Source organism: Bordetella sp., from assembly GCF_057362025.1.
In genome coordinates, this window is sequence record NZ_JBMQQZ010000101.1 from 53,883 (window position 1) to 66,159 (window position 12,277).

Here is a 12,277-nt window from a genome sequence, read left to right on the forward strand (position 1 = left end):
CTGGTCTACCGATATCGTTGCAGGACGGCGGCGCCGTGTTCGTCCAGGCGGTAGAGCCAAGCGCGCATGCCCAGGGATGTGGCGATGGTGCATTCGAGCTTCGCGCCGCGCGAGGCATCCCAATCGGGCAGCAGAACAATGGCTTCGCAGCCGACCAATTCGGGAATGTCGCGCCGCATGCAATCGGCCCACGGCGTGCCGTGGTCCTTGACGATTTCGGCCGGGTTGATGACTTCGATCCCGTGGGCGCGCAACCTGGCTGCGGCGTCATGGAACGCGGGGTGGTTCAGGTGAGGATGGCCCGTCATCGGGCCGGCAAGATAGACCTTCATGCCTGTCCCCCGGTGGCCTTGACGATGGCGGCGCGGCGCTCGTGGTATCGCGTCATGCCGTCGGGACTGATGCCAGCGTGCGTCAGCTTTTCGTCGGCACGCGCCTTCTGTGCGGGCGTCATGACGTTCAGCATCACCAGGATGATGTCTTCGGCCGCCTGCAGCTCCGCCAACAGATCCGGCGCAGCGGCTATCAGACGGGCGTTGGCCCGCCCGATGCCCGCGCAATGCGTGGCGACATCCGCGATTACCTTGTCGCCAGCGACGATTCGTAGCGATATCGAGTCATCGAGGTGCCACGATTCGGGTGTGGGTTTGCCGATGAGCATCATGCGGCCTCCGGCATGTTGCGTTCAAGCATTGCGTGGCGCGCGGCGACGTGAACCAGGCACACCGCGTTGAGCATGTCGGTGGCGAGGTCCTTCTCGCCCTGGGCCGCGTCGAGGAACAAGGTGCTTGCGTTCTCGTAGTGCGCGACGATCAGACGCTCCATGAGGCCGTTGAAGGCCACCAGTTGGGCGTCACTCAAATGGGCCTCTACGCGGGCCATGACGGGGATTGCGGGCATATTTGCATTCCTTTGGGCAACAGTTCCCCTCAATGGGCGCGGACGCCCACTGGCGGATCGGATGAAAAAAGGGGGCTTTAGGCGGCGGTGGTGGGCTCGGCCGGCGTGACGTGGTGCTGGTGGAGCAGGCGCAGCAGCTCGGCGGCGGACACCACGCGCGTGGTGTTCGTCACTCGGTCAACGACAAAGAGCGCGTAACTCGTGCTGCGGTCCATATCGAAGCTGACGCGGCTTTCGCGGCTGCACAGTTCGGCGATGGCCCGGGCCGCATGCGTTTCGGCGGTGTGTTTCGAGCAACTGCACAGCGCCATCAAATGCGACACGCAGCGCTCCAGCATGAGGTTGTCCTGCAAGCCAGGTTTGGGCGTGCCGTTCTCCAGTTCCAGCCGGACGAATTGATAGGCCTGGTCGGAGATAAAGTCGCGGCTCCTGTCCACGGCGGCGATCTGGTTGCGGTAGTGGAGGCGGTGCGGGTTAGTCGTGCTCATGGAGAAAGCTCCCTTGGCGAGGGTCTGTCTTCGATTCGGCCAGCTTGCGCAGGATGTCGGCGCGGCTGGCGAGAGGCAGGTCAATTGCCGGGTTGGCGATGGCCGGCGGTGAAACGGTGCGCACTGCTTCTAGATGAGACACCCAGGTATGGCCGCAAAACAGGCTGCGGCATTGGAAGTAGAGGACGCGCAGCGTCGGCGACATGGTTTCGCTGGTACGCACCGTGGCGAAGTGTCCGCAATGGGGGCAGTGCTGGCCGATGGTGTTCACGGCTATCCCTATCGCCCGCGCTTTTTCTGCTCGGCTTCAAACTCCTTGAGGCCGCGTAGATACATGAGCAAAGCAAACTGGGCCGTCGAGCGGTTTTCAGCGGCCGCATGTTGTCGGCATTCCTCATGTTGGTCGGCCGTCAGGCGTAGGCCAACGAGCTGACGACGGGCGCAGGAATTTGCACCTTTGTTGGGTGTTTGTGTATGTCTCATGGCGTTACACTGTGGTTTGGGTGAATACGGCATGATTATGGTGCAGATAACTGCACCTTGTCAATTACAAAGGTGCAGATAAATGCGTACTGAAATAGGTGCACGACTCCGCGCGGAGCGTGAACGCCTCGGATACACACAATCCGACTTTGCTGCCCTGGGGGGCGCTTCGAAGCGCTCCCAGATTGAATGGGAGAAAGGGGCGCAGATGCCGAACGCGGAATTTCTAGCCAAAGTCGGTCTGAACGGTGCAGACGTGCAGTTCGTCCTCACCGGCACGCGTACCTATTCGGAGAGGGCGCTGGAGGAAGAATTGCGGCGATACGGCGCGGCGTGGGAGGTCCTGGAGCTCGCGCTTATCAAGTTCAAACGCACGCTGCCCGCCGACAAAAAGCGCAAGGCCGTCGATGCCCTTTATCGCGCGAGCAAGGGTCAGGACGGGATTGATGAGCAACAGCTTGCGCTGGTGATCGACCTGGCCGCGTGACGGGCGCGCGCAGGGTCATTGCCTTGAGCTTCAGGTCTTCCTAATAGCGCCTTTTCGCCGCCGGTATGCCGCCGAGCATCACCACGATTCACAGTCTCTTACAGGTCCGCCACATTGTGCAAAAGGTATAGCCTGTTCCTACGTTTCGCTTGCAGGCCAATGCCCTTAAACACGCTGGCGAGGGCTGCATCGCGCCGAGGAGAGAAAGGGGCGGTGCGCGGAGCCGGCAGCTTGTATAGGAAGGATCGATGTACACGGAAGAATCAAAGGTGCTGCCCTTCAAACTCGATGCAACGGCCCACAAGGCCAATGTCGACGTGCTGCGCGTACTGGCGGCGGCGCTACAGGAATCCACACCCACGGATGCACCGGTTTCCAAGCCTGAGCACCATCAGAAAGTCAAAGGAGATTGGAACGTGCAGGTCACGACTGACAATGCGACATCGCAGAAAATCTGCGGCAACAACAACGTGCAGATCAGCGGCGCCCACCTACTGGTGCGCGTAAACGTTCGCGTCAACCGTCAGTAGCTTCACCATCGAGTGCCGCCGCGTCGTCCGCCTCTTGTTGGAGCGCGACGGCCTCGACAGTTTCGGCCTCGAGGCTGCTTGTCAGACCATTTTCGTCCAGCTTGTGCACGATGCGCGACACAAGCCACGTGATGCCGCCCATGGGGGTTTTCATGGCGGGAAACTGGATCTTTGCTTGCGGGACCAGCCCCGGGCGACCGTAGGCCAGATCGAATTGCAGCGTCGCCGTGCCGCGCTGAATGCGCTGCCATTCGGCCCGGGCGTTATCGAGCGCGTCCTGCTCGCTGCCGAAGACCGCGCGCATGCGCTTCGCGTTGCCAATTACGCCGACGACGACGCTGCGACGGGTGCCACCCGCCTTGTCCTGCCAATACGCCCGCACGCCTGTGTACGCGTCGCGGTCGGCCACGTGGAAGCGAAACCCGTCGCCATCCGCGCGCGACAGGACGGTGGTAGGCATGTCGGCGCCGCTGGCCGTTTTCCCCTTGTCGATGGAGAGAAAGAGCAGCCGTCCCTCTTTGACCGTTGCCACCGCGTCGTATCGCTTGCCGATCCGGTTCAAGAATGCCACGTCCGATTCGTTCGTCTGGTCGATGTGCGGCACGACGACGTTGCCGAACGATTGCCCCACAACTGGATCCAGGCCATGCGCCTTGGCAACGGTGGACACGATATCGTTGATGGTCTTGCCGTGAAAGCTGCGTTCGGTGCGCGTGCGCAGCGCCGCCGCCAGATTGGCGCTGCGGGCGCGCAGTGTGATCTGGTCCGGCGGGCCGCTGTACTCGACTTCGTCCACGACGAACGTTCCCTTGTCGACCAGGCCGGTCTGCTCCCAGCCGAGAAACACGCGTAGCGTGACACCCAGCCTCGGGATCTCCAGCAGGCCATCGTTGTCGTGCAGCACGATATCGAGCTGATCCGCCTCGCCGCCCCGGCATTCTGTGATCGACAGGCTATCCAGGCGCGACGCCATGCCGGCGCTGACATCGCGACCATCGAGCGTGACGCGCCAGATCGCGCGCGGATATGCATACGGCCCAATGCTCACGAAAGCCCCCAATCGGTCACAGAGCCATCCAGGGCGCCGATAGGAAGCTGCAGGTCATCGAGCAGTGTCCGGGCCTTGCTGCTGTCCACGCGCGCCAGCGTGATGCTGAAATCGACCTTCCGGGCCTGGCCGTTCACGCTGAGGTTGCTATGGTCCTCGCTCTTGTCGCGGATGACGTAGGCGCCGTAGACCGCGCCCGAGCCGTCCACCAGGACGTAAGCCTTGCCGGTGTCGGCCATGCGGTGCAGGAGCGTGAGCGAGCCAGCCGAGCCGATCAGCTCGGGCGCGACCCATCCGGCCAACGTGATGGTGTCCTCTCCGATGCCGGCGAACTGGTAGGCAGGCTGGGCGCCCATCCTCGGCTTGGACGGATGCCGCCATTCCGATTGCCGCCGCAAGGTCTGGTAAGCGACCGTGGGCAGGCTGAAAACAAACATTCCAAGGGCCATCATCATGGTGAATGCTCCTATGCGTCATCGAGGTAGGCGGACCGCACGCGCGCGGCTTTCTCGCGGTCACGCCTGCGCAAGGCGTCCTCGACCGCGCGCCCGATGTCGTCGGCCGACATGCCGACGGCCGGTTCAATGGTGATTTGGATGGTGTCGCCCTGGACGATGACCTGGCGACTCTGGGTGGGCGGCAGGGACGGCCGGGTATCGAACGCCCCAGGCCCTTGCGCGGCAGCGACGCCGCCAGGCGCACCAGAATCGGCCAGGGCGGCCGAAACCGGGGGCAGGGCGCCACCGATAGCCACCGCGGCGGCAAGCGCCTGTGCGGCGCGTATCGCGGCCGGCTGGGCATTGCGGATACCTGCGGCCGCACCTTGGGACACGAATTCGCCCTGCGCCATGAAAACCCGGCTGGGCGAGCGGATGCCCAATTTCTCCTTGAACCAGTCGACCATGCCGCCGCCCAGGTTGCTGATGGTGTCCTTCACGGCGCCGCCCATGCTGGTAATGCCGTTGATAAGGCCCTGGATCAGCATGCTGCCGAACTCGCTGAATTTCGCGGGCAGCTCGACGCCGAGGGCGGCCAGGCCGGCCGAGATCGCGCGATAAAGCAAGCCCATGGGCGACCAGTCGGCGAGCAGGGCGCCCACGCCGGCAAGGCCGCCGGAGAATGCCTGTTTCACGCTATCCCACAACCCGGTGAAAAACGCCCTGATCGGCTCCCAATACTGATAGATCAGGTAAGCGGCCACGGCGATGCCCGTCAATGCGAGCATCAGTGGGTTCGTGAGCAATGCCCGGCCAACGGCCACGACAGCGGACCCGACGCCGCTCACCGCCCGGGCCAATAGGCCGAAGAGGGATGCAACGCTGGGCAGCGCAATGCCGATCTGTGCGAACATGAACCGAGTCAGCGCCATGGGGCCGACGACGGACGCGAAGGCCAGCGCGAGTCCACCGAACGCAGCGGCCAGGCCCGCCGCGACGGCCACGATCTTGACCAGCGTCCCGACCAGCACGGGATTGGCGCGCGCCCACTCGCCGAAGCGGGCGGCCAGGTCGCCCGCCCAATTGAGCAGTTCCTTCAACTGCGGCGCAACAGTGGCGCCCACGGTGGCAAGGGCGTTTGTGAAGCTGCCCTCGGCAGCTTCGGCGGTATTGGCGAGCGTTTGCAACTGCTCGTCGACGCGCTTTTGCAGGTCGCCTTGCTCCTGCATGCGCGTCACGACATCCTTGTAGCCCACGACTCCCTTCGCCATCAACGTATTGACGACTTGCAGCGTTTCGGCATCATCGCCGAATAGCGCTTTCAGGACGCTGGTGCGCTGCACGCTGGTGAGCGATTTCAGGCGGTCGAGCTGCGCGAATAGTTGGTCCAGTCCGCCGAACTCCCCTTTGCCGTCAGTGAAGTCCAGTTTGAAACCTTGCGCTGCGAGCAGTGCGTTGGCTTTACCGACCTTGTCGGCATCAAGCCCAGCCTGGAATACCTTACGCAGCGCATTGCCAGCCGATTCGCCCACCATGCCGGTCTGGTCCATCATGACCAGCAGCGGAGCCAGCATCTTGCTGGCCTCCAGTCCGTCGCGCCCGATGATGCCGAGGACTGGAGAAAGCTTCGTGAAGCCCTGCAGCATGTTGTTGGAGTCGACGCCGATATAGAACGTGCGCTGTATCACGTCCATCAGGCCCATCATGTCCTTTTCGCTGGTGCGTGTTGCGTCCTGCATCTTGGCGGCGAACTCGGCGGCCTCGGTAACGGGCATCTTGAGTAACACGCCGAGGTAGGCCGTGGCCTTGCCCAGGCCGCCCAGGATCGTCGCGGATGACATGCCCTGGCGGCGCAACATGGTCATCATGTTCTGGAAGTCAGCGGTCGTGCCGGGTAGCTTGTCGCCCAACTGCGTCGCCAGGTCGCTGATGCGTTGAAAATCCGCCGCCACGGTGCCGTCGCTGCCCATCAACGCGACCTTCAGTTGGGTGGCAGCATCCTCGGCGGGCGCGAAAGCGCCGACCATGGCGCTCAGGGGCCGTGACAGCGCATAGGCGCCACCCAGGCCGCCCGCACCGGCCACCGCCGCGCTGCCCGCTACGCTGCGCCCGCGCTCCAGTGCCGTCTGGGCCCGCGCATGTCGTTGCTGACGTTCGGCGACAGCCTTCAGCCGTGCCGCTTGTTGTGCCAAGGCCTGGTTGGTCTGGCCGATGTTCTGGCGCAGTTCGCGTTCGTGGCTGGAGAGGTTGCCGGTGGAGACACCCGCTGTCGACAACCGGCCGCGCAGCTCTTGGAGCCGGACGGATTGTTGGGCAGCGGCATCCTTTAAACGGCCAGCCGTCGCGACGGCACGGTCGAATTCACGGCGCATCTCTCGTGTTGGATTCTGCGTGTCGCGCATTTGCCGGGAGAGCTGCCCGACACGTTCTTGGGCAGCGGCGAGGTCGCTACGGGCGCCGCGCAGACCGGCTGACAGGCTACGAAACTCGCCGATGTCGCGTTGGGTGGCATTCAAGGTGCGCAGGCGATCACGTAGCGCCACCATTTCCTTGCCTGACGCCGCGGCTTCGCTCTTGATCTTGGAGAGTGGCCCTGCAAGCTTGTCCTGCAGGGCCGTGACGACACGCAGCGCGAGGGCTTTGTCCATGGGTCAGGATTCCGGGTTATGCCGCACCCGCGCCCGTTCACGCCATTGGTACAGCTCGTGCAAGGCCATGGCGTAGAGATCCGCACGCGGCCAATGAAAGACATAGGCGATGTCGGCCACCGCCTCGTCCACTAGATCAGGAATTTGGCCCTGTCTGCCTTCGTCAGCAAAAAAGAGGCAATCGCCGCCCCCATGCTCATCAGATCGGCGGGATCGAGCCGGGAAACCTCCAGCGCGGTCAGCATCGGCGTACTGACGCGTGGCAGCACCGTCTGCAGGGCGATGACATCGATCTGGCCCAGCGCGACGAGCGACACGCCGCGCAGGGCGCCGGCATCCGGCTTGCGGATGGTGATACTGCCGATGCTCTGCTCGCCGCGTTGAATGGGCTCGTCCAGCTCGACGACGCGGATGTTCGGGTTCTCGGTGGCGGCTTGCTTGCCGTCCTGGTCATTGGTGGTAGTCATGAATGCTCCAGAGGGTTGGCGGCTTACATGCCGATGGCGCGGCGGATGGCTTCGTTGCGGTCCACGCCACCGATCATTTCCAACAGGTTGAAGATATCGACTTCGATCAGAACTTCGCCGTTGAGCGTTTCCTTGTAGTAGACGCACTCGGTGGAAATCTTCCATTCCGTGTCGTCGCCCACTTTCGAGTCGCCGCGGTCAAGCTCCGAGTGTCGGCCGCGAAAGACGATTTCCACCGCGTCCACGGCCCCGGTGTCGTCGCGCTGGTACGCGCCCATGAACCGGAGCTGCACGCCGTCGACGGCACCGTTGCCCATCTGTTGGAGCACCTTCTTGACGTAGCCGCCGCAGGTCCATTCCAGTTTCAGGGCGTCATCGTCGAGGCCGAAATCGGCCTTGGCCGCGCCGCCCATGCCGGCGGCCCGAAAGGCCTCCATCTTGCGCGACAACTTGGGCAGCGTGACGGCTGTGGCGACGCCGAGCATGGACTCGGCATCGTTCGTGATATTCATGTTCTTGAGCTTGGAGGGCATGCCCATGTCGTTTGCTCCGTAGGTCGATGATCGGAAAAAGGGCCGGGCGGGTGCCCGACCGGCTATCAGGCGTTCACGCGGTCAGCGAAATTGACCAGGTACCGGTCCGTGATGCGCTGACGGAAGACGATGTTCTCGGCAGGCGGTACCGGCGTGTAGTCGTAGTCGATGTAGAACTGCCCGGACTTGAGCACTTCCTTGGTGTTGGGCTCGGGATCGAACCAGGCCTGGCCGTCGATGATGTAGCCCAGGTTCTTCCACGTCCGCATTTTGCTGTTGATGCCTTCGATGATGTCTTTCACCAGCGTTGGATGCAGCGGCGCGTCCACTGCCCACATGTGCGCCTCTGCCATGGTGTCGGCAATGATCTGGGCGGTACGGGTGTAATTCTCGAAGGGATAGAGGCTTTCCGGCCCGGCGCAGGTCCGACTACCCCAGAAGCGGTAGCCGGTCTTTTCGATCAGCGTGGTGATGTCCTTGGCGTTCAGGTAGCCCGCATCGGTGGCGGGGTCCTGCAGGTCCCACCAAACATCTTTGCTGATGCCCGTCACGTTGTTGACGACGACGTTGGACAAGGTCTTGTGCCAGCCGATGTCGTTGTCGACCTTGGCGCGCAGGCCCAGGGCGGTGGCTGACGCCGAAATGATCGCATCGGCGCTGGCGACGGTATCCCAGCCCATGAACTCGGGCCAGATCAGCATCAGTTCGCGCTGGCCGAACGTTTCGCGGTACGCCGCCACGTCCTCTTTCGTGTCGTTCCCCAGGCAGCTCGCGTAGGCAAAACCGCGAAGCTTCTGTGCGATGCTCGCGAGCTGCGCGGTGACACTTTCATTTTCCAGTCCCGGCGCACCCAGGATCCGGGGTTTGACGCGCGGCCCGCCGGTCTGTGCGGCCAGCAGGGCGTTCAAGCCGGTGTACATGCCGGATGCGTCGACACCGCCGATAACGTTGGACGTGGTTTCCGCGTCCGTCTCGCCCTCGGCCACGCGCACCACGACGGTGGCGGGATTGGTTTGCGCGGAGATGGCGGACAGCGTCTTGGCGAGCGTGCCCTTGTCGCCCGCCTTGCCCAGCGCCCCCAGGACGTTGGTCAGCAGGATGGGGCGGTTCAGCGGGAACGTTGTCGCATCGGCATCCTCGGCCGTCGCGACGAAGCCGACGATGGAGGTTTCGACGGTACGGATCGGCCGCGTGCCGTCGTCGACTTCGAGCACGCGTACGCCGTGATGGTAGGAATCGGCAGCCATGGAGAGCCCTCAAGTGATGGTGAGCGGAACCCGCCGGGATGGCGACGGGAATACCGCTCAGTCTGATGTTGTGCTCTCGCGCGCGCAAGTATTCGCCGTTGTGTACGGCGCGCCAACAAGGTGGTGGCTATGCTGTGCGGCGCTCCTTAGTGATGCCGGACAGGCGATCCACCGCCACGTTGAAATAGTGCTCGCTCATCTCGATGCCGGTGAACCGCTTTCCTTGGAGGATCGCGGCGGCGCCCGTCGTCCCGGACCCCATGAACGGATCGAGGATGTGCGCGCCGCACGCGGCCAGCAGACTGTCCATCAAGGGCAGCGGTTTGCCGACCTGGTGCAGCTTTTCCCCCGGCTTCTGCTGGACGCGAAATACGCCCGGAGCATAACCATCGCCGGTCAAGGCGCCCTTGCTGCCCCACGCGAAATACTCCGCCTGGGCGCGAAATCCGCCCTTGTAAGGGCGCGAGCTGCCCGCTTTATCCCACACGCCGACGCCACGCCAGGTGAAGCCCGCCGATTGCAGGGCGTCGGTGGTGACGGGAAGCTGCCGCCAGTCGCTGAAAACAACCATCAGGCCGCCGGGGGCGAGGCGGGCAAAGCATAGGGACATCCATAAGGCGGACCAATGCAAGTAACTCCGCTGGTCCTTGGTGTCGCCGGGGAAATCCGGCCAGGGAGAATCCTTACCCGAATTCAAGTACTTATTGCCGGTGGATCCGGCGCGCTGGCCCTTGGACTGCCCGCCGCTGGAGTAGGGCGGGTCCGTGACGACGGCGTCGAACGTGCCGGTCATCGACGGCAAGACGGATAGGCAGTCGCCCAGGAACAGGTCGGCCCTGGGAAGAGCCTTATGGTTAAGCGCGGCGGGCGTGGTGCGGGTGCGAATCTTCATGGAGCAATTCCTTGTTGGACGCTCCATGGCGTTCGGCGTTGAGGGTGCTCGGGGCACTCGCGTGATTGAGTGTCCCGCATCGCGGGCACTTGATCCGGATGGAGACAAAAAGACCTTCGGCCAGCTTGCGCTGGCAGGAACCGCATCGAAATTCAGTCATGGGGCTGCAAACCGCGTGAAGTTTTGGTAGCCTTTGCCCCGCCTGTCGACAGGTGGCGCGGCCCTGGCCAATCCGGCAGCCCTCTACTGCTGGTGCGGGGTATCGCGAGTGTTAGCGCACTCACGATACCGCCGCGTCTTTTCCGTGCTGCGGGTAGTGTCCGCGTTCTCGCGCGCCCGCGCAGCCCGAATGGGTTGTTTGCGCCTCGATCACAATGTGATACTTCGTCTTTTTGCGCAGACAATGAACATTGCAGGCATCAAGGCACGGCGGCTTCGTGAAATCACCCCGACATTGAGCGAGGCATTACGGCGATATCTGGAAGAGGTGTCGATAGCGAAGAAAGGGCACATCCAGGAACGTTCCATTGCCCGCGCCTGGATGGCAACGCGCCTGTGCAACCGCCCCGTCGATCGCATCAGGAATTCCGACTTGATCGAGCTGCGTGACGCCTGGCAGGCGACGCACGCAGCTTCGACCGTGGTCCGCCGCCTTGCTTTCTTGTCTCACGTCTACACCGTCATCCGCAAGGATTGGGGGTTCGACTCGCTGGCGAATCCCGTGCAGCTCGTACGCAGGCCGGCGGTCAACGATGCCCGCGACCGGCGGTTCTTCGACCGGATACGTCTGCGTGGCGTGTCGGAAGGGGAATGCCCGCGCCGCGAGGTCGAATGGATCATTCGCGCCACGCGGTCGCGCGAGCTGCCGACCATCCTTACCCTCGCAGTCGAAACGGGCATGCGCCGCTCCGAGATCGTGGGAATACGCCGCGAGAACCTCGACCTGCAGCATGGCGTGGTGCATGTGCCGAACTCCAAGAACGGCCGAGCGCGCGACGTGCCGTTGACGCCGTTCGCAAAGGAAGCGTTGCGGCGGTGGGTGGTCGGACGGCCAATGCGCGGGCGGATATTTTCGATGGCGGGCGGATCGGTCACACGGGCGTTCATCCGAGCCAGGAAGCGCGCGCGCCGACATTACGAGGCGCTTTGCCGTGAGCATGGGCGCCGGCCGAACACTGCCTATTTCCAAGACCTGCGCTTTCATGATGCGCGGCACGAGGGGACATCGCAGCTCGCGACGGTATTCCAGATCCATGAGTTGGCGAAGGTGAACGGCAACGTCGATACGCGGATGCTGCTGCGCTACTACCATCCTCACGGCAGGGAATTGGCGCAGAAGCTAACGCGCAGCGCGTTGGGCCGGCGTCAGCTCGATCAGTTGCGGGACGAGCGGCTGCTGCTGGAGGCGGCTTAGGTGGACGCCGCAGTCTCGTCGTCTACCTGCTGATCGCCGGCCCCGGGTTCCACCACTTCGGGAGCTTCCGTAGTAAGCCAAGCGGGGATTTCTCCCCATCCTGCGTATCGCGCGTCCTGCCCATCGACCTCCGCGATTTCGCCCAGTGTGTACTGCTTGCCGGTGCCTACCATATAAAGGGTGTCACCGCGATGGTCTTCGACCACATCCCACGCTTGCCCGTTCCAGCGCGCGACATGCCCCTCGGGCGCCTGCGGCGGTGATTGGCGAACCGCGCCAAAAGGGATGTTGTAGTTGCCGCGATCCAAGGCCAGTTCGTTTGCCTTTGTCGGATAGAGGAAAAGCCCGCTGCTGTCAGTTTGATATACGGTAAGTTGCACCATCTACTCCTGTGATTAAGAAATTTGCACTGCAAATGCGAGGGCGATGGGAAGTAGACAGGCGCAGCAGTTTCTGTCACACGCCCACAATGAGAGAACGGGGGGAGGGCCGGGCTCCGATGCGATCGTGTTTCGCGACTATTCCGGGACCCCCGGGGACAACAGCCCTTGGCTGATTGCCAGCGGGGCAAACGCAAACCCGCAGCCGATCGCCGGGCTGACCGCTTCCACTTTCCCCACCGGTGGCACCGAAACCCGACCGCTTAACGCTGCCTTCCACCCGCGTATCCATGCCTGACGTACCTTTCACTGCAAATGCAAGA

Annotated in this window: 18 protein-coding genes; 3 read left to right on the top strand and 15 right to left on the bottom strand. The window is 63.3% G+C overall.

The window, feature by feature from the left end:
* Window positions 1-5 precede the first annotated feature (5 nt).
* The 5 genes from ACO1P8_RS23225 to ACO1P8_RS23245 form a co-directional block, all read right to left on the bottom strand.
* Entirely contained in the window at window positions 6-332 is a 327-nt protein-coding gene (locus ACO1P8_RS23225) for a DUF4406 domain-containing protein (RefSeq protein WP_486298203.1), read from the bottom strand.
* A complete protein-coding gene (locus ACO1P8_RS23230; RefSeq protein WP_486298204.1) occupies window positions 329-664 on the bottom strand; it encodes a hypothetical protein in 336 nt (111 codons plus the stop codon). Before ACO1P8_RS23230 ends, ACO1P8_RS23225 begins: the two co-directional genes overlap by 4 nt.
* On the bottom strand, window positions 661-900 hold the full coding sequence (locus tag ACO1P8_RS23235; protein ID WP_486298205.1) for a hypothetical protein: 240 nt from the start codon (window positions 898-900) through the stop codon (window positions 661-663). Before ACO1P8_RS23235 ends, ACO1P8_RS23230 begins: the two co-directional genes overlap by 4 nt.
* 77 nt (window positions 901-977) lie before the next feature.
* Window positions 978-1,388 (bottom strand): hypothetical protein, encoded by a 411-nt coding sequence (locus ACO1P8_RS23240; protein ID WP_486298206.1) that lies wholly within the window; start codon window positions 1,386-1,388, stop codon window positions 978-980.
* The gene (locus ACO1P8_RS23245) at window positions 1,375-1,659 is read right to left on the bottom strand and encodes an Ogr/Delta-like zinc finger protein (protein WP_256988001.1); all 285 of its coding nucleotides are present in this window, start codon (window positions 1,657-1,659) and stop codon (window positions 1,375-1,377) included. The genes ACO1P8_RS23240 and ACO1P8_RS23245 overlap by 14 nt, the downstream gene beginning before the upstream one ends.
* Window positions 1,660-1,953: 294 nt before the next feature.
* Between ACO1P8_RS23245 and ACO1P8_RS23250 the strand changes: the two genes are divergently transcribed.
* Window positions 1,954-2,358 (top strand): helix-turn-helix domain-containing protein, encoded by a 405-nt coding sequence (locus ACO1P8_RS23250; RefSeq protein ID WP_486298207.1) that lies wholly within the window; start codon window positions 1,954-1,956, stop codon window positions 2,356-2,358.
* Between the two features lie 248 nt (window positions 2,359-2,606).
* Window positions 2,607-2,888, top strand: a complete 282-nt coding sequence (locus ACO1P8_RS23255) for a hypothetical protein (protein WP_486298208.1) — start codon at window positions 2,607-2,609, stop codon at window positions 2,886-2,888.
* Here the strand turns inward: ACO1P8_RS23255 and ACO1P8_RS23260 are convergent.
* The 9 genes from ACO1P8_RS23260 to ACO1P8_RS23300 all read right to left on the bottom strand — a co-directional run bounded on the left by ACO1P8_RS23260 (window position 2,875) and on the right by ACO1P8_RS23300 (window position 10,320).
* Window positions 2,875-3,936, bottom strand: coding sequence for a contractile injection system protein, VgrG/Pvc8 family (locus ACO1P8_RS23260; RefSeq protein ID WP_486298209.1), 1,062 nt, complete (start codon window positions 3,934-3,936; stop codon window positions 2,875-2,877). The two genes, ACO1P8_RS23255 and ACO1P8_RS23260, sit on opposite strands and share 14 nt — an antisense overlap.
* Window positions 3,933-4,391, bottom strand: coding sequence for a phage tail protein (locus ACO1P8_RS23265; RefSeq protein WP_486298210.1), 459 nt, complete (start codon window positions 4,389-4,391; stop codon window positions 3,933-3,935). The genes ACO1P8_RS23260 and ACO1P8_RS23265 overlap by 4 nt, the downstream gene beginning before the upstream one ends.
* A gap of 11 nt (window positions 4,392-4,402) precedes the next feature.
* Window positions 4,403-7,021 (bottom strand): phage tail tape measure protein, encoded by a 2,619-nt coding sequence (locus ACO1P8_RS23270; RefSeq protein WP_486298211.1) that lies wholly within the window; start codon window positions 7,019-7,021, stop codon window positions 4,403-4,405.
* 3 nt (window positions 7,022-7,024) lie between these two features.
* Window positions 7,025-7,141, bottom strand: coding sequence for a GpE family phage tail protein (locus ACO1P8_RS23275; RefSeq protein ID WP_094846034.1), 117 nt, complete (start codon window positions 7,139-7,141; stop codon window positions 7,025-7,027).
* Window positions 7,142-7,152: 11 nt separating this feature from the next.
* Window positions 7,153-7,488 (bottom strand): phage tail assembly protein, encoded by a 336-nt coding sequence (locus ACO1P8_RS23280; protein WP_486298212.1) that lies wholly within the window; start codon window positions 7,486-7,488, stop codon window positions 7,153-7,155.
* 23 nt (window positions 7,489-7,511) lie between these two features.
* The gene (locus ACO1P8_RS23285) at window positions 7,512-8,027 is read right to left on the bottom strand and encodes a phage major tail tube protein (RefSeq protein WP_486298213.1); all 516 of its coding nucleotides are present in this window, start codon (window positions 8,025-8,027) and stop codon (window positions 7,512-7,514) included.
* Between the two features lie 59 nt (window positions 8,028-8,086).
* Window positions 8,087-9,268 (bottom strand): phage tail sheath protein, encoded by a 1,182-nt coding sequence (locus ACO1P8_RS23290; protein ID WP_486298214.1) that lies wholly within the window; start codon window positions 9,266-9,268, stop codon window positions 8,087-8,089.
* A 127-nt stretch (window positions 9,269-9,395) separates the two neighbouring features.
* Entirely contained in the window at window positions 9,396-10,160 is a 765-nt protein-coding gene (locus ACO1P8_RS23295) for a DNA-methyltransferase (protein WP_486298215.1), read from the bottom strand.
* Window positions 10,123-10,320 (bottom strand): Com family DNA-binding transcriptional regulator, encoded by a 198-nt coding sequence (locus ACO1P8_RS23300; RefSeq protein WP_486298216.1) that lies wholly within the window; start codon window positions 10,318-10,320, stop codon window positions 10,123-10,125. Before ACO1P8_RS23300 ends, ACO1P8_RS23295 begins: the two co-directional genes overlap by 38 nt.
* A gap of 243 nt (window positions 10,321-10,563) precedes the next feature.
* Here ACO1P8_RS23300 and ACO1P8_RS23305 point away from each other — a divergent pair, with 243 nt between their 5' ends.
* Window positions 10,564-11,574 carry a tyrosine-type recombinase/integrase gene (locus ACO1P8_RS23305; protein ID WP_486298217.1) on the top strand — a complete coding sequence of 337 codons (1,011 nt, stop codon included), beginning with the start codon at window positions 10,564-10,566 and terminating at the stop codon, window positions 11,572-11,574.
* On the opposite strand, the gene ACO1P8_RS23310 is transcribed toward ACO1P8_RS23305, so the two are convergent.
* A complete protein-coding gene (locus tag ACO1P8_RS23310) occupies window positions 11,571-11,957 on the bottom strand; it encodes a phage tail protein (RefSeq protein ID WP_486298218.1) in 387 nt (128 codons plus the stop codon). The two genes, ACO1P8_RS23305 and ACO1P8_RS23310, sit on opposite strands and share 4 nt — an antisense overlap.
* Window positions 11,958-12,277: the final 320 nt, after the last annotated feature.